This is a genomic window from Aeribacillus sp. FSL M8-0235, assembly GCF_038000355.1.
In the GTDB taxonomy this organism is placed as follows: Bacteria; Bacillota; Bacilli; order Bacillales; family Aeribacillaceae; genus Aeribacillus; species Aeribacillus composti.
Window position 1 is genome coordinate 2,740,139 of the sequence record NZ_JBBOBW010000001.1, and the last position, 16,319, is coordinate 2,756,457.

Here is a 16,319-nt window from a genome sequence, read left to right on the forward strand (position 1 = left end):
ATTAGATAGCCTCCTTCATTTGTTTTTCAGGTAGCTCTACACGTAATTGCTTATCTTTTTCAGAAACAATCAAGCTAATAACTTGAGAATCTACATCGATTAACTTAGTGACAGCTTCTGCGTTGTCGACGAATATAGAGGCCTTGAAACCATAGAACTCTGACAAGGTGTTTATTATGTCAAGTCCGACATTGATTTTTGCTGCATTGTTAAGCCCTGAACCGTATGGAACTCCTTCATAAAGCGTTTCGCAAACTTCTTGCAGACCTCCGTTGATTTGTTGCTCGAACAATTTGAAACGTGCATATTTGAACTTCGAATTGATTTTTTCCTCGAGCATGTTGACTTTGCACCGAATAAATTCTTCTGTAAGAAAAAGCTCGTGTTCTAACTTTTCAAATTCAGCAGCAAGTTCACGCTCCTGATCTTCAAGTTCTTTAATGCGTTTTTCTGCTTGTTCAACGATAGAAAACTTTGCCAAGTCGCTTTCCAATTGACTGCGTTTCGATTTCAATTCAACGATCTCCGCTTCAATAGATTGAATGGATTCATTTGCAGCAAGTCTCAATTCGTCAATTTCTTTTTGGAGACGTTGCTTTTCTTGAAGTTTTGCTACATATTGAGCGTTTTCTGTAACATCAACAATAGTGCTTTCAACGATTTGTAATTGATTGTTCAGCTTGCTTAAAAGGTCTTGCTTTTCTTTGATTTGGTTTGAAAACTTTTCATACTCTTTTGTAAGCTTATCGTTTTCAGCAACAAACTGTTCTTTTTGTTCCTTGCCTTGCTTACCTTTTGTTTGGATTTCTTCAAGCTTTTTAGATTTCGCAAGGTTAAATTGAGCAAGTGCTTTTTCTCGTGCAGCTGACACTTGTTCTTCTGGAAGAGCTTGTCCGCATGTTGGACAAGTGCAGTCTACTTCATGTTTGAATTCCTCTGAGTTGATTTGGTGCCACTCTTGACGCAATTCTTCTAATCGTTTTTCGATTGATTGGATATTTTCATCGTTGTATTTTCGTTGATAGCTGATGTTTTCGATTTTTTGCTGCAAGATGTTTAAATTCGATTCTTCCTCTTGAATCCGAGCTTTTAGCTTGTACAACTCATCTTTTGAACCAGATTCATGCTGTTGTTTGATTTGAAGAAGCTCGATTTCTATTTCTTGAATCTCTTTTTGCTTTTGCGAAATAGCATTCCCGTTCCGAATGTTGCTGATCAAAGTCATCTTTTCGTCGATATCGGAATTCAAACGGGAGATTTCTGCTTCCAATGCCGCCTTATCGAGACCGTACAGTTTGGGCATATTTAATTGAATCTCATCGATACGGACCGGAATTTTTTCAAGTTCCTTGTTAATCTCGGCACGTCTAGCCGCGATCACTTTCCGGTGATCTTCGATTGTCCGACCTTGTAATATGGAAGGAAGAGCAGCAAGTGATTTGTCACTTGCTATGACCTCTTCATCTGTGATGTCACCGCAAACCTCAAGCAGGATTTTCCGTCGGTCTTGCCATTTCAATTGCTCATTGAAGTAAGAAGGGCTAGTTAAAAGCTTGAAAATGTCCTCATCAATGATCGATGCAACTTTCTCGGCGTATTCTTTTTTCTTCACTGGTACTCCGTCAACGAAATAATCAGTGGTGTGCCCGGTAAATTCCGCCTGTACGGATCCGCGTTTCTTGGTCCATTTTTCCGAATACACTTTTTTCAATGAAAGCTGCTTCCCATCAACCAAAAACACGCCTTCTACTTCGTGATCTAGGTTGTGCAGCACGTTCCCATTTTTGTCTAAGGTTTTGATGGCAAAATCCTTTCGATTATTCGAATCTTTGTCAAAAAGCAACCAAATAAATGCGTCGAATAACGTTGTTTTTCCAGTCGCATTGTCTCCGAATACTCGAACATTTTCTCCGTTGGTTTCAAGGGAAAAAGAGCGAATTCCCTTGAAGTTTTTAAGGTTGAGTGTTAACAGCCTTATTTCCTTCACTTTTACTCCTCCTTGTTTTTCATTGGTAAATGATTTAAAATAACCGTAAACGGAATATTTTTTGACATTGAACTCACTCGCCAAAGTGAGTTTTTTATATTTCTTCGATTTCCAGTCCATACACATCATGTAAGTATTCAGTAAGATTTTCAGCGTGGACTTCTTCAAATCGGTTCCAATCCATGAAAGTCTTTTCTCCCTCAATTGGAGTACCGTAACGGTCTGTTTTCACTTTCCGTTCCGGCTCAGGATAGCCGTATTTCATTGTTCTCGTGATCGCTGGATGTTCTAACATATTTAGACCTCCTTTGAAATTCTCGCGTGTAAGGCTTTCTTGTAATTCAAAAGTCTTTTGTGACGATGAAACCATCGTCCATCTCTTTTGGCAGGATGTATTGCGCCTTGTTCTGCAACCTTTCTTGTGTAGTACGCAATATGTTTCACGTTTTTGTCCATTCAATTCACCCCTTTCTGATGCGTTGCCCGCATCAATATGGCCAGGAAGTGGGGAGTGGGAGATGTGCGGAATAGGGGGTTTTTCTTCCCGACCATATTGACAGGGGCAAAAGCCCTGTCATACAATGAAATTAGGTTTAATTGATAGGCAGTAAGCTTTTGCTTGCTGTTTTTTTTATTTTTCTGTTTCTTTCCAAATGATCATTGATGCACCTGCTATGAATAACAATCCCCATACAGTTAATACCTCGATCATTTCATGCCTCCTAAGACCCTAAACCCCGCTGATACCAATGCATCCAAGAATTGTTTTTCCGTATGAATTTTTTTCATAGTCTCTAATGATCGAATCATGTCGTAACAGCGTGATATCGCTAAATCATAATTTTGATTAATCATTTTTCCTTCAATTTCAATAAGGAGATCACGTACACATTCCATTTCTTTTACCATCTGTTTGTAGTAGCGTTTTTCGTATGAGTTCATTCCATCCACCCTTTCGCTTTCCAAGTTGGTATCCTGCTTTTATATGCTTCTTTCCACGAAATCTGATATTCAGCACAAAGAATGGCAGCTAAGTTCTTTGCCCAGGCTTCAACATCTAACAACTCTCCTATTGTATCTTTGATACGTTGCCTTTCTTCCGGTGTCACAAGTGTTGGTGACTTAACAAGACTTACTTCCTCAAGGGTTTTGATTGCTTCATAAGCCTCTGTTATTGTCACTTCCTCAAAGGCTAATCGATGTTCTTCTACTGACTTCCCTCGAAACACCGGTGGTGAACAATGATCCGAGAATTTATGTAGTATCTCCATGATGTAAAAAGGGTTATCTAGTTTTCTTATTGAATGTTCTGCTATGTCTGGTTGCATCTTTCGTCGATTGTTTTTGTAATGGGAAACCAATTGCTCAGATATGTTCAAATCCCACGCTAACTGCACTCCTGATATTTCTTCATCTTCAAGAAGCCGACCGACGGCTTCACCGACATATTGCGCTTGCATGCAAATGAATTCCCCCTTTTGTATTAATTGGTATATTTTTCTATACACGAATAAGAGTTAATATTAATTCACGAAACCTTTTTCGGGATCCAGTTTTCGATATAATTCAATGCCGCTTGAAGTTCTTTCCGTTTCACGTCTTTGTAACTTGCAACTGCGAAACGGTCTTTTATTTCTCGATAGATTTCACGGAATAAACGTGATCGTTCTTTTGGATCATCCGATAATTCATAAACTTTAGAAGCAACTGCTTTTTGTAGTCGGCGCTGTTCACCGTGGTCTAAAGTGATTTGTTCTTCTACTTTGTTATCAATCTGCGAAACTAACTTTCTAATTTCATGCTGCTCTTTGATAATTGAATCTTGTTTTTCGACTAAATCAGCTGTTGTCCGCAGCACTGTAACAAGAGCTTGATCTTTTGAAAGTGGAGTTACATTTTCTTTTTTAATAAAAGCAGAAGCAAGAACATCTTTTGCTTTAAGTTGAAAGTCGAGTAAGTTTTCTCTCACTTCTTCACTAACTAAAGCAGGATTGATAGAAGCCAACCAAAGTGGAAGAAAATCAATATCAATAACTAATGTTTCTTGCATACCACCATTCGTAGGTAGTGTCAGGGTTGCCACTCCCTTTGAAAGCGTTAAGTGAGATTGTAATTTTTCTTTTTGACGACGTGGATCTAATTTCAATCCTTGGCAAATTGATTTAACGCCAGCAAAAATCTTTTTATCATTCGTTTGAATAGCCATAATCTCAGTACCATTAAAATCAACAAGTTTTTGTTGGACTGGTTGCAACTGATTCATCAAGACGCCTCCTTTTCTTTTTGCTCTTGCTTTTTCATATCAGCAAGGATTCTTGGAACCGAAGTTCTCATGAAGAACTCGACCATTTTTCTTTTGGTTTCTTCTGAGGGTTGATTCATCAGATCACCTCCCCGCAAGTAAGAAAATAGTTGCGGCTTTTTATCTTGTTAGGCTGAATTTGTATGAGTTTCTTGTACTTTATGTCCAAATAAAAAAGCAACATCTTTTTCTAATACCTCTGCAACCTTTAGAGCAATTGCTAACGGAGGAGTTGAATAGCCATTCTCCCAGTTAGAAACGGCTTGTCTACCCTTGCATCCTACTATATGGGCCAATTGCTCTTGTGTTAATCCTTTGGATTTACGTGAGTTAATTAAATTGGTATTTTTCAATGTCTCACCACCTTGTTGTATGAATATCTTGTACTTTTATTATATGTACAAGAAACTTGTATGTCAATACAAAAGTACAATTTTTTTGTACTATTGTTTAAATTTAATTTAATTCATGTACAATAAACTTGTACATTTAAAAAAGGGTGATGATATGCTATCCCAAAGGCTTAAACATATGAGAAAACTTAGAAAGTATACTCAGGAAGAACTAGCAAAAAAAGTGAATACTACAAAAGGAACAATTAGTAATTATGAAAACGGGTATAGCACGCCCTCGAATGAAATGTTAGCTCTACTGGCTGATGTGCTCGAAACATCAACGGATTATTTACTTGGAAGATCTGATAACCCAAGATCTAATAACCCATCAAACCATAAAGATAATCTTCCTAGGTTAACAGAAAAAGACGAACGAGACATTGCTAAGCAACTTGAAAAAATACTCGATAGCATGGATTCAGGTACAGCTCTAGCCTTTGACGGTGAGCCAATGGACGAGGAAACAAAAGAATTGGTTAAGGCAGCGATCGAAAGTAACTTAAGACTTACAAAACAACTTGCTAAGAAAAAATTCACTCCAAAAAAATACCGTAAAGATTAGGAGTGAGTTTCTTGAATTGGATTATACGGACATTAGATAGAGAGATTAAAAAGCACCGGACAAATAATCCTTTTGAAATTGCGAAAAACAGAAATATCATTATTAGATATTTTCCTCTTGGTCAAACATTGGGGTTCTATATGAAAAATGTTCGCCATCAAGTTATTACTATTAATTCCGATATAGAAGACTATTTAAAAAAATTTGTATGCGCCCACGAATTAGGGCACGCCATTTTACATCCAAACGAAAACACGCCGTTTTTAAGTAAAAACACATTAATTTCGAAAGATAAAATAGAGACACAAGCTAATTTTTTTGCTGTTAGGTTACTTTTATATGATAAAAATTTAGAAGATTATGAAACAAAATATGATATTTTGCGAGAAAACGGGATTCCTTTGGAGATGGAGAGGTATATATTTTTTTAAAATTTTTATAGGAAAATATATTCATATTTTCTTAAATTTTCATAGCCTTTATGGCCTTTAAAGGGGGAATATCATGTTAATAATATTAGGCATATTAGGTTTTTTGATGATTGTTGGGTCATTGTTGTTGTTGATTTTCAAAAAACCTGAAAACAACTCCAAGAAAAGATTATTGATTTCTATTGTAATTTTAGGAATAATTTTTTTTCTTATAAGCGCATCTTTACGCGACACAAGCAGTCATGAAACTAGTAAGGTAAGTGAAAAAGATCCAATTCTTGACGTAAAAACAAATGAAAAATCTGCTGTTACTGCTGATCAGTTAAAAAAAATAAAACTAGGAGATTCTTATGAGAAAGTTGTAAAGGTTCTAGGATATCCTAAAGAAGTTGGAGAAGATTTTACATGGAAATACGATGGAGAGAATTCTCTTTCTTCCGATGCGTACGCAATAATTGAGTTTGATTTAGAAAATAAAGTTGATTATATAGAGCAATCAGGAATTACAAGTAAAGATACAACAGGTATTGATGAAGATGGGATAAATAACTTTAGTAATCCAGAAAAATCAACTGGTATCTATAAATCTGATGGTAAAGATAATGATATTAAAACAACCAATGAAGATTATGCTTATTTTGTCCAATTTGCCATTGAAGATACTATTGGTGAAAAAGTGGATTGGAACGGTAAAAAGAAAAACACCGTTCGAGAAGTCGAAGTGAACGACAATATGGGGAAACAAGATGGAAGTAAGCTAATTCTTATACGTTTAAATGCTCCAATTTCCGCTACCAATAATGCAATTAAAAAGAAAGTAAATGAAGCAACCTTGAGAATTTCAAAAGTGATTTTGGATGATATAAACTTAGATTTTGAAAAAGACAGCATTACATTCTTTTGGTACTTACCTTTAACTGATAGCTATGGAAATACTAAAGAAGATACTGCTTATAAAATATCTTTAGAAAAAGATACATTATCTAAAATTAATTTTGATGACATTCAAAATGTTGATTTACCAGCAATTGCTGATCAGTACAACGTATTGTTTAATGAATAATTGCCCTTTTGGACTTTTCATTTCAATAAACATCAAAGATTTTTTTTACATAATTTCCGAAATTCATCTCCCACCTGAGGGTTAGTTCGGTCAATTTCATGCCAAAGGAGGAACTTTTGTGACAAAGAAAAATGATAGTGGTACTTTAGCCGGCTGTTTAGGCATCGTTATTTTGATATCTTTAGTCATAGCAATTATTCAATGGACATTCCTTAATATTTTAGGGATTTTAGGCATCATTTCTGTTATTGCTGGATTCTATTTCGCTATTAATAGAAATAAATATAACCTTACTCTGTATTGGCCTGTTTTTTCTATAGTGAATGGATTTTTACTTGCACTGTTTTGGTTCTCTTTTAAGGAACCACTCAATACTTTAGCCAGTTTATTACTTTGTTCATTCGTGTACTTTTTAATTACGACGATAGTTATGCTTATCCGGAAAAATGTAATGTGGAAAAGATACTCCGGTATTACAGCTGCTTCGTTAGTATTATCTATTATCTTTTTATCGATCTCACCTCAGCCTCAAATAGAAACAGCAAAATCTGAAAAAACAATTAGTAACCAAGAAACCAGTAAAGAAGATAGTGAAGAAAATAAAAACAATGATAGTAAAGCTGTACCGACAGCTACTGCATCTGTAAATAATGATGAAGAAAAACAAAAAGCACAAAAAGAAGAAAAAGAAAAGCAAGAAGTTGAAAAGGTAGCTCCTGAGCCAAAGAATAAAGAAGCATCAGAAAAAATTGCAGCTGAACAAAAAGCTAAACAAGAAGCTGAGAAAAAACAGAAAGAAAAAGCTGCAAATCTTGGTCTAGTAGCTGCCACTGTCGCTAGAGTTGTTGATGGCGACACTTTCGAACTTACTGACGGAAGAAAAGTTCGCTTAATCGGTGTAAATACTCCAGAGTCTACTACTCGAACAGAACCATACGGAAAAGAAGCAAGCAACTATACAAAATCCAAACTGGAAGGAAAACAAATCTATTTACAAAAAGATGTATCTGAAACAGATCGCTATGGTCGTCTCCTAAGAATCGTTTGGCTGCAAATTCCGAATGATGATATGAACGAATCTGAAATACGATCGAAGATGTTTAATGCTGATTTAGTGATCAACGGATATGCCGAACCTTCGACCTATCCACCAGACGTAAAATACGCTGAGTATTTCAGAAAATTTGCCAGGGAAGCGCGAGAAAAAGAAGTTGGTCTGTGGGCTTACGGAGAATATGGGACTACTAAAGGGGATTTAGATCCAAAAACCAGTAGTCAATCTTCAAACAACTCTAGTTCGAATACATCATCAAGTAGCCGTTCATCGTCCAATAGCAGTAACAACTCAAACTCTAGTTCAGGATCTTCAGCAACTTCATCATCTGGAGGAACTGAATACTTTAAAAACTGTACTGAATTGCGTAAAAAATATCCAGAGGGAGTACCTTCTGATCATCCAGCATATGCATCTAAGCACGATCGAGATAAAGATGGCTGGGCGTGCGAAAGATAATTCTAAGCCCTTTTGGGCTTTTCTTATAAACCTAAAACCGAACATATATTCTGTTTAGGAGGAAGTTGAATGACAGTTGCAATCTATATCCGTGTATCCACTGAAGAACAAGCAAAAGAAGGATATTCTATCTCTGCTCAACGTGAAAAACTTAAAGCATACTGCCAAGTCCAGGACTGGAATGACTTTCGTTTCTATATTGATGAAGGTATATCAGGTAAGGACATAAACCGCCCTCAACTTCAGCTGATGCTCCAACATATCAAAGAAGGAATGATCGACACTGTTCTTGTGTATCGCTTAGATAGACTTACCCGGTCCGTTTTAGATTTATACAAGTTGTTAGATGTCTTTGAAAAATATGGTTGTAAATTCCGGTCGGCGACAGAAGTGTATGACACCTCGACCGCAATGGGTAGAATGTTCATTACCCTTGTCGCCGCTATGGCACAGTGGGAGCGCGAGAACTTGGGTGAAAGAGTACGAATGGGGCAAATAGAGAAAGCACGGCAAGGTAAATATAGCGCAAAAGCTCCGTTTGGGTTCGATAAAGGACCGGATGACCGTCTTGTTATAAACGAAGATGAAAAAATTGTTGTATTAGATATGATTGAAAAGATCAAAGAGGGATATTCGATCAGGAAATTGGCTGACTATATGGATAACAGTGGAATACCCCCAATCCGTGGGTATAAGTGGCATATTGCAAGTATATTAGATATTCTTAAAAATCCAGCTCTGTATGGTGCTGTTAGATGGAGAGATGAGATTATTGAAGGGGCTCATGAAGGAATTATCACTAAAGAGGAGTATCAACATCTTCTAAAGGTACTAGAAAGCAGGCAAAACTTCAAAAAACGTGAAACCTATAGCATCTTCGTTTTTCAAATGAAATTAATATGCCCGCAGTGTGGGAACCGACTAGCAAGTGAACGTACAAGGTACTACAGAAAACGAGATAATACAATTGTAGAAAGCAATCAATATCGTTGCCAAGCATGCACACTAAACAAAAGAAAATCAATTGGAGTCAGTGAAAAGAAAATAGAACGAGCTCTGTTAAAATATTTTGAATCGATTAAATTTGATCATATTCCTGAAGTGGAAGACAATTCAAAGCAAGAAATTGAACAACTAACAGCACAGCTCAAAAAAATAGAAAGACAGCGTGAGAAATACCAAAAAGCTTGGGCGAATGATCTAGTTTCGGATGAAGAATTTTCACATCGAATGAAGGAAACTAAACAAATGTATGAAGAAATCAAAACAAAACTCGATGCCATTCAACCTGCACAACAAGAATTTGACATCGAGAAATTGAAAGATATTGTGAACAACTTCAGAATGAATTGGTCTTATTTATCTCCAGATGAAAAAAGACAGTTTATTAATACCTTTGTGGAAAGCATCCAGTTCGAGAAACAGGACGGGACTGTTCAAATATTGGACGTAAACTTTTATTGAGTACCTTTGTGTACTCTTTTTTGTATTTATGTAAAATATATACCTACGAAATGCTCTTGTTTTAAAAAGCGCATTTCTTCCATGACATAATTGGAGGCATCTTGCGGAGAACGAATGACATACCGATCTTCGTATGCGAGCTGATGAATTCTTTTTCCCAACTCTAATGCTGCTATAATTTGCACCGCTTTTGCTTTTCCAATGCCGGGTATGCCCATAATTTCCTGAACTGACGCCTCTTTTAACATTCTAAGACCGCCGAATGTTTTTAAAAGCTTATTCGCCAGTTCAAGCACTGATTCTCCCTTTGTCCCTGTTCTCAATAAAATTGCCAGCAGTTCATGGTTGGAAAGGCCTTTTGGTCCGTTGTGTATCAATCGTTCCCTCGGTCTTTCTTCTTCTGGAAAATCTCGAATAGCGAGCATATCTTTCCCCCTTGTTTGTTACCAGTGAAATCCAAAATTTTTTAATTCTCTGTACAGTCTTGAAACAGGAAGACCGACAACTGTAAAATAATCGCCATCAATTTTTTTCACTAGCAATGAGCCGAAATGTTGAATTCCATAAGCACCCGCCTTGTCCATCGGTTCGTTTGTCTCAATGTATTCCAGGATTTCATCGTCTGAAAGCGGCCAAAAAGTAACTTTTGTTGATTCAGAAAATGTTGTATGCTTTTCACCATGAATAATCGAAACTGCTGTTAAAACAGTATGTGTTTTCCCAGAAAGTGATTTTAACATGTAATAGGCGTCACGGCGGTCTTTCGGTTTTCCTAGTATTCGATTTTCGAGGATCACCGCCGTATCTGCTCCGATGACATATGCATCTTTATACCTTTCGGCTACATGAAAGGCTTTTTGAAAGGCAAGTTTTTGAATGGCTTTTTCGGGTTCAGCTTCTTCGTCCAGCCTCTCTTCCAAATTGCTTTCAATCACAGCAAATGGTATTCCTAACAGCTTGAGGAGTTCTTTTCTTCGCGGAGAGCTTGATGCAAGTATGAGGCGTTCCATTTTTATTTCATCCTTTCAACCAATACTATCCGTATGTTATCAAAAAAGGCTTTTGCAAACAATTTTTCAAAAAAGAATTATCTAATCGCCATTAATAAAAACATTTATTCAATTTACAGAAAAAACTACATTATCTAAGGAAAACTGCTTGTGAAAATAAAAAAAGAAAACGAATGCTCGAGCAAACGCTTTCCCGTTATCAAGAAAGTTTTTCAAAAAAATCTAGCAGCGACTGCTGCAGGCTCCATAGCTGTTCATTTGCCGATTTTTCTGTTTGCAGTTTTTTTACTGCTGCCAAAATTGAATCGTCTTTTATTTGACCAGCCTCATTTAATAATGACTCTACTTTCTCTTGTTCCGGGGCGGTTCCATTCACAAAAGACGAAGACAGCTTCAGCATCTCCTCAACGACCGTTTTTGTTTTTTCGTTTTCCACCTTTCCTTCCCATTTCATCTTTTTCACAAACGTTTCAATTTGATGTGATTCAGCCATGTTTTTCAACTCTTCTGCTGTCTTTTTATCCAACGCTGCCCCAACGAATACGTAATGATCGCCGCCTTGTGAAACGATAACAGAAGGCAATCCTTTAGCCTTTATCTGCCCGCTGACGGTTTCCGCCCCTTCTTTTTTTGTAAATTTTCCGGCTTGTACCATATAAACTTCAAAAACGATGTTTTCCGCACCGCTTGGCGCTGAAGCATTGCTAACGTTCTGTCTGTGAGGAGACTTTGACACATCCTTCAATTCAGATGATACAGGCATTGAATCGTTTGAAATAAATTGCAGGGCTAAAACCCCAAAACTCAGTCCAAGAATAACAGCAAATATGATCGATATCACATAATTTTTTATTTTAGGAGGCAGCGTTCTGCTATGGTTCTTTGAGAAGGCTATTTTCGGGTTTTCTTTCTTATCCTCCTCATCATCCGGCAAAATCCAAGGAAAAGATGTCTCCTCTTCGTTCTTATCCTCTGATGCTGCCATTTCTTTTTCAGCCTTCACCTTTTCCTCCCAGCTGGATACTTTTAATTGTTTGCCAGTTTCACTTGGTTCAGCAGAAACATCCGTATCGTTGGAAAAATTGTTTTCCTGACCGTTGATTTTAATGGTTATTTTCGATGATGGCTTGTCCAAAATGATCACCGCCCTTTTTATGCTGGACAAACTTTTTTTTATGCTAACATATGTAAAATAAAAAAGAACGAGACATTTGTCGCCTCGTTCATAATTGTTGTCGTTATTTTTCGACATCCTCGTACTCATGAGCTATGTTTTATATGTTTTCTCACTTCACCGATAAAATAAAGGGAACCTGTAATAATGAGAACCGTTTCGTCATCCATTGTGTTGATAATCTTTTCATAGGCAAGCTCCCAATTGTCTTCATACTCTTTATCCTTCATGTCGCAAGCCTCGTATAATTCTTTCGCATCAGCTGCTTTCGGGAAATGAAAGGTTGTAAAAATGATTCGATTTGCTATTTGTGCAGCCTGCTCGATCATTTCTTTATATTGCTTGTCCTTCACACAAGAAAATAACATGATGATTTTCTTATCAGGGTAAAACTTTTGTACAGTTTCTTTCAACGCTGCCATTCCTTCCGGATTATGTGCTCCGTCCAAAATGACTCTCGGTTTTTCCTTTACTTCTTCAAACCGCCCTTTCCAAAAAGTGCGCTTCAGTCCTTCCTGTATATGCTCCTCCTCAATGATAAACGAATAATAAACTCTTAAATAATCAAGCGTCATGACACTCAGTGCAGCATTGATCGCTTGATGGTTTCCTTTCATCTGTAATGAAAGGCTGTTATATCGTTTAAAGGGGGTTTGTACAAAAAATTCATCAAAATCTCCTGCGTGAAAATCCCTAGTAAGCCAATAATGCTTTGCTTTTTTTTCTTTTGCAACACGCTCAATGACATCAAGGGCTTCCTTTTGTTCCACAGCTGTAATGACAGGAACTCCGTTTTTAATAATGCCTGCCTTTTGCTCTGCAATCTCTTCTATCGTTGAGCCAAGGATGTTTAAATGATCATGTCCAATCATTGTAATCACTGAAAGAATAGGATTCGCAATATTCGTAGAATCCCATTTTCCCCCGAGTCCTGTTTCTAATAAAACAACATCCGGCACGTTGATTTTACCAAAATAATAAAACATCATCGCAGTAATGACTTCAAACTCTGTCGGTGCTCCAAGCTCCGTTTTCTCAAGCTCGTCAACAACCGGTTTGATCACATTGGATAGCTGCAATATTTCCTCTTCAGAAATGGGATTGCCATCTATCGTAATTCGTTCATTGAATGATTCCAAATAAGGCGAGATGAAAGCACCTACTTTATATTCAGCGGCTTTTAACACCTCTTGCATAAAAGCAATCGTTGATCCTTTCCCGTTTGTTCCGGCTACATGAATGAAGCGGCATCTTCTTTCCGGATGATCAAGCTTTTCCATCATCCATTCCATTCGCTGGAGACCAGGCTTTATTCCAAAGGTTAGGCGGGAATGTATCCACTTGAGTGCTTCTTCATATGTTTGAAACATATAAATTCCCCTCCTTGAACTCTCGAACATTTTCAATGAATTTGAATGGCCGGATGTATCATAAACGTTTTGATGGAAGAAAATCCGGGGCATACCCGGATTTGTTTTAGCCTTTCAGCTCCTGAAGTCGTTTTAACACCGCCTGCTGTTTTTCTAAATAGTCCTTTTCTTTTGCCCTCTCTTCTTCTACGACTTCTTTCGGTGCTTTTTTAATAAATCCTTCATTGGCAAGCTTTTTCTGAACGCGCTCGACTTCTTTATTCCATTTCTCTAATTCTTTTTCAAGCCGTTTGATTTCTTCTTCCACATTAATGAGTCCTTCAAGAGGAAGAAATACTTCTGCCCCGCTCACAACAGCTGTCATAGCCTTGTCAGGAGCTTCAATGTTTGTATCAATTGTTAATGAGCTAGGATTGCAAAATCTCTCTAAATAGCTGCGGTTTTTCTCCAACTGGTTTTTAACTTCTTCACTATGAGCATGAATGATCATATCCACCTGCTTCTTCATCGGCGTGTTCACTTCAGCGCGAATATTACGGACTGAGCGAATCACATCAACTAAAAGCTTCATTTCGTTTGCAGCTTTTTCATCAGAAAGCTCCTGACGTACAACCGGCCATGATGCAATTGTAATCGATTCTCCCTGATGAGGAAGGTGCTGCCAAATTTCTTCTGTTATAAACGGCATAAAAGGATGAAGGAGTCGCAATGTTTGATCTAACACATATGCCAAAATGGAACGAGTTGTCTTTTTCGCTTCCTCATCATTTCCGTACAGCGGAATTTTTGCCATTTCAATATACCAGTCGCAAAAATCATCCCAAATAAAATTGTACAGCACCCGACCGGCTTCGCCAAATTCATATTTTTCCGCAAGTCTTGTGACAAGCTCAATCGTTTCATTTAACCGTGTGAGAATCCATTTATCTACCACTGATTTTTTTCCGTTTAAATCAATTTCTTCATATGTTAAACCGTTCAAATTCATCAGTACAAAGCGGGAGGCGTTCCATATTTTATTGGCAAAATTCCACACGGCTTCTACTTTTTCAAAGCTGAATCTTAAATCCTGCCCTGGGCTTGAGCCGGTAGCTAAAAAGTAGCGCAAAGAGTCCGCACCGTATTTGTCAATAACATCCATCGGATCGACGCCATTGCCTAATGATTTGCTCATTTTTCTTCCTTCTGAATCGCGTACAAGTCCATGAATCAAAACATCTTTAAACGGTCTTTTCCCAGTAAACTCCAATCCTTGGAAAATCATCCGTGAAACCCAAAAGAAAATAATGTCATACCCGGTAACAAGGACATCTGTCGGATAATAGCGTTTATAATCTTTTGCCTCTTTATCAGGCCAGCCCATTGTTGAAAACGGCCATAAAGCAGAGCTGAACCATGTATCTAACACATCTGGATCCTGCTCCCAATTTTCAATATCTTTAGGCGGCTCATGATCAACATAAACTTCGCCTGTTTCCTTATGATACCAAGCTGGAATGCGATGTCCCCACCATAACTGACGGGAAATACACCAGTCGCGAATGTTTTCCAGCCAATGCAAATACGTTTTTTCAAATCGTTCAGGAATAAAATGAACTTTCCCTTCTGTTTTCTGAAGGTTCAAAGCAGCTTCGGCCAAAGGCTTCATTTTCACAAACCATTGAGTTGATAAATACGGCTCGATAACTGCTCCGCTTCGTTCACTATGGCCTACGGAATGGATATGCTCTTCAATTTTAAATAAAATTCCTTCCTCCTGCAGGTCTTTCACCAACTGCTTCCGGCATTCAAAGCGATCCATTCCTTCATATTTTCCCGCTTTTTCATTCATTGTCCCGTCTTCATTCATGACTAATATTCTTTCTAAATTGTGGCGGTTTCCGATTTCAAAGTCGTTCGGATCGTGTGCAGGAGTTATTTTTACTGCTCCTGAACCGAATTCCATATCGACATATTCATCTGCGACGATCGGAATTTCCCGTCCTGTTATTGGCAGCTTCACTGTTTTTCCGATTAAATGCTTATACCTATCATCATCAGGATGAACTGCCACTGCTGTATCCCCAAGCATCGTTTCCGGGCGAGTGGTCGCGACTTCAATATATCCGGATCCATCAGCCAGCGGATATTTTAAATGATAAAGTGCCCCTTTCACTTCTTTATAAATGACTTCGATATCGGAAAGGGCTGTTTTTGTCACCGGATCCCAGTTAATAATGTACTCTCCTCGGTAAATAAGACCTTTTTTATAAAGTGATACAAAAACCTCTCTTACAGCTTTTGAAAGACCTTCATCAAGGGTGAACCTCTCTCTTGTGTAGTCAAGACCTAGGCCTAATTTTGCCCATTGTTTGCGAATATGGTCTGCATATTCTTCCTTCCATTTCCATGTTTCTTCTACAAATTTTTCCCGCCCGAGATCATACCGACTTTTCCCTTCTTCGCGCAGTTTTGCTTCCACCTTGGCTTGTGTGGCGATTCCCGCATGATCCATCCCTGGCAGCCACAAAACATCGTACCCTTGCATTCGCTTCATTCGGGTAATAATATCTTGAAGAGTTGTATCCCATGCATGTCCAAGGTGAAGCTTACCGGTGACGTTTGGCGGAGGAATAACGATCGTGAAAGGAGTTTTCCCCTCATCATCTTTTGCTTCAAAAAATTTTCCCTCGAGCCAAAATGCATACCGATCCTCTTCAACCGTTTTCGGATCGTATTTTGGGGAAAGAGTGATTTGTGAATTCGACATATTTATGAAAACCTCCTTATTTTCATTCTAAAATATAAAAACTCCTTCCATCCTAAAAGGACGAAAGGAGATGTTTTCGCGGTACCACCTTTTTTCACAGATACGTCTGTGCACTTCTTTCAGGTAACGGCTAATGCCGGCTCCCTTTACTAAAAGCTTTCAAGGAAGCTGCTCCAGGGCGACTTTCCAACGGGATCTCCTAGGAAATCTTCCAGCTTGCGATTTCCCTCTCTGGAAGGAGTCGTTCGTTGTACTACTCCCCTTCAACACATTTTCACAAACTATATAAATTTCTATAT

The 16,319-nt window shown here is 37.9% G+C and carries 16 protein-coding genes, 1 pseudogene and 1 other annotated feature; of the genes and pseudogenes, 5 read left to right on the forward strand and 12 right to left on the reverse strand.

Translation table 11 applies throughout. From position 1 onward, the window contains the following. Position 1: 1 nt before the first annotated feature. From NSQ71_RS13445 to NSQ71_RS13475, 7 genes are all read right to left on the reverse strand, one after another. Positions 2 to 1,987 carry a hypothetical protein gene (locus NSQ71_RS13445; RefSeq protein ID WP_340734082.1) on the reverse strand — a complete coding sequence of 662 codons (1,986 nt, stop codon included), beginning with the start codon at positions 1,985 to 1,987 and terminating at the stop codon, positions 2 to 4. Positions 1,988 to 2,081: 94 nt separating this feature from the next. Next, the gene (locus NSQ71_RS13450) at positions 2,082 to 2,282 is read right to left on the reverse strand and encodes a YqaI family protein (RefSeq protein ID WP_340734083.1); all 201 of its coding nucleotides are present in this window, start codon (positions 2,280 to 2,282) and stop codon (positions 2,082 to 2,084) included. A gap of 2 nt (positions 2,283 to 2,284) precedes the next feature. Next, positions 2,285 to 2,443, reverse strand: coding sequence for a hypothetical protein (locus NSQ71_RS13455; RefSeq protein ID WP_340734084.1), 159 nt, complete (start codon positions 2,441 to 2,443; stop codon positions 2,285 to 2,287). Positions 2,444 to 2,695: 252 nt separating this feature from the next. Further along, positions 2,696 to 2,929 carry a hypothetical protein gene (locus NSQ71_RS13460; protein WP_340734085.1) on the reverse strand — a complete coding sequence of 78 codons (234 nt, stop codon included), beginning with the start codon at positions 2,927 to 2,929 and terminating at the stop codon, positions 2,696 to 2,698. Next, positions 2,926 to 3,447: a hypothetical protein gene (locus NSQ71_RS13465; protein ID WP_063387854.1), complete on the reverse strand. Its 522-nt coding sequence runs from the start codon at positions 3,445 to 3,447 to the stop codon at positions 2,926 to 2,928. Before NSQ71_RS13465 ends, NSQ71_RS13460 begins: the two co-directional genes overlap by 4 nt. 68 nt (positions 3,448 to 3,515) lie before the next feature. Continuing rightward, the gene (locus tag NSQ71_RS13470; protein ID WP_340734086.1) at positions 3,516 to 4,250 is read right to left on the reverse strand and encodes a phage antirepressor N-terminal domain-containing protein; all 735 of its coding nucleotides are present in this window, start codon (positions 4,248 to 4,250) and stop codon (positions 3,516 to 3,518) included. 167 nt (positions 4,251 to 4,417) lie between these two features. Continuing rightward, a complete protein-coding gene (locus NSQ71_RS13475) occupies positions 4,418 to 4,642 on the reverse strand; it encodes a helix-turn-helix transcriptional regulator (RefSeq protein ID WP_327873626.1) in 225 nt (74 codons plus the stop codon). Positions 4,643 to 4,796: 154 nt separating this feature from the next. On the opposite strand from NSQ71_RS13475, the gene NSQ71_RS13480 reads away from it, so the two are divergent. The 5 genes from NSQ71_RS13480 to NSQ71_RS13500 all read left to right on the forward strand — a co-directional run bounded on the left by NSQ71_RS13480 (position 4,797) and on the right by NSQ71_RS13500 (position 9,717). Next, the gene (locus NSQ71_RS13480; protein ID WP_340734087.1) at positions 4,797 to 5,246 is read left to right on the forward strand and encodes a helix-turn-helix domain-containing protein; all 450 of its coding nucleotides are present in this window, start codon (positions 4,797 to 4,799) and stop codon (positions 5,244 to 5,246) included. A gap of 11 nt (positions 5,247 to 5,257) precedes the next feature. Beyond that, positions 5,258 to 5,677 (forward strand): ImmA/IrrE family metallo-endopeptidase, encoded by a 420-nt coding sequence (locus tag NSQ71_RS13485; RefSeq protein WP_340734088.1) that lies wholly within the window; start codon positions 5,258 to 5,260, stop codon positions 5,675 to 5,677. A 73-nt stretch (positions 5,678 to 5,750) separates the two neighbouring features. After that, a complete protein-coding gene (locus NSQ71_RS13490) occupies positions 5,751 to 6,740 on the forward strand; it encodes a hypothetical protein (protein ID WP_340734089.1) in 990 nt (329 codons plus the stop codon). Between the two features lie 118 nt (positions 6,741 to 6,858). Continuing rightward, entirely contained in the window at positions 6,859 to 8,253 is a 1,395-nt protein-coding gene (locus tag NSQ71_RS13495) for a thermonuclease family protein (protein WP_340734090.1), read from the forward strand. A gap of 69 nt (positions 8,254 to 8,322) precedes the next feature. Next, positions 8,323 to 9,717, forward strand: coding sequence for a recombinase family protein (locus NSQ71_RS13500; protein WP_340734091.1), 1,395 nt, complete (start codon positions 8,323 to 8,325; stop codon positions 9,715 to 9,717). A 35-nt stretch (positions 9,718 to 9,752) separates the two neighbouring features. Here the strand turns inward: NSQ71_RS13500 and NSQ71_RS13505 are convergent. The 5 genes and pseudogenes from NSQ71_RS13505 to NSQ71_RS13525 all read right to left on the reverse strand — a co-directional run. Then, a pseudogene (locus NSQ71_RS13505) lies at positions 9,753 to 10,142 on the reverse strand (UPF0758 domain-containing protein); the annotation flags it as partial. An 18-nt stretch (positions 10,143 to 10,160) separates the two neighbouring features. After that, positions 10,161 to 10,727, reverse strand: a complete 567-nt coding sequence (locus tag NSQ71_RS13510; RefSeq protein WP_094246292.1) for a Maf family protein — start codon at positions 10,725 to 10,727, stop codon at positions 10,161 to 10,163. Between the two features lie 199 nt (positions 10,728 to 10,926). Further along, complete coding sequence (locus tag NSQ71_RS13515) at positions 10,927 to 11,862, reverse strand: SPOR domain-containing protein (RefSeq protein ID WP_340734092.1); 936 nt, start codon at positions 11,860 to 11,862, stop codon at positions 10,927 to 10,929. 125 nt (positions 11,863 to 11,987) lie between these two features. After that, positions 11,988 to 13,271, reverse strand: coding sequence for a bifunctional folylpolyglutamate synthase/dihydrofolate synthase (locus NSQ71_RS13520; protein WP_340734093.1), 1,284 nt, complete (start codon positions 13,269 to 13,271; stop codon positions 11,988 to 11,990). Between the two features lie 106 nt (positions 13,272 to 13,377). After that, complete coding sequence (locus tag NSQ71_RS13525) at positions 13,378 to 16,020, reverse strand: valine--tRNA ligase (protein ID WP_340734094.1); 2,643 nt, start codon at positions 16,018 to 16,020, stop codon at positions 13,378 to 13,380. Between the two features lie 53 nt (positions 16,021 to 16,073). After that, positions 16,074 to 16,296 (reverse strand) — a binding site (T-box leader). Positions 16,297 to 16,319: the final 23 nt, after the last annotated feature.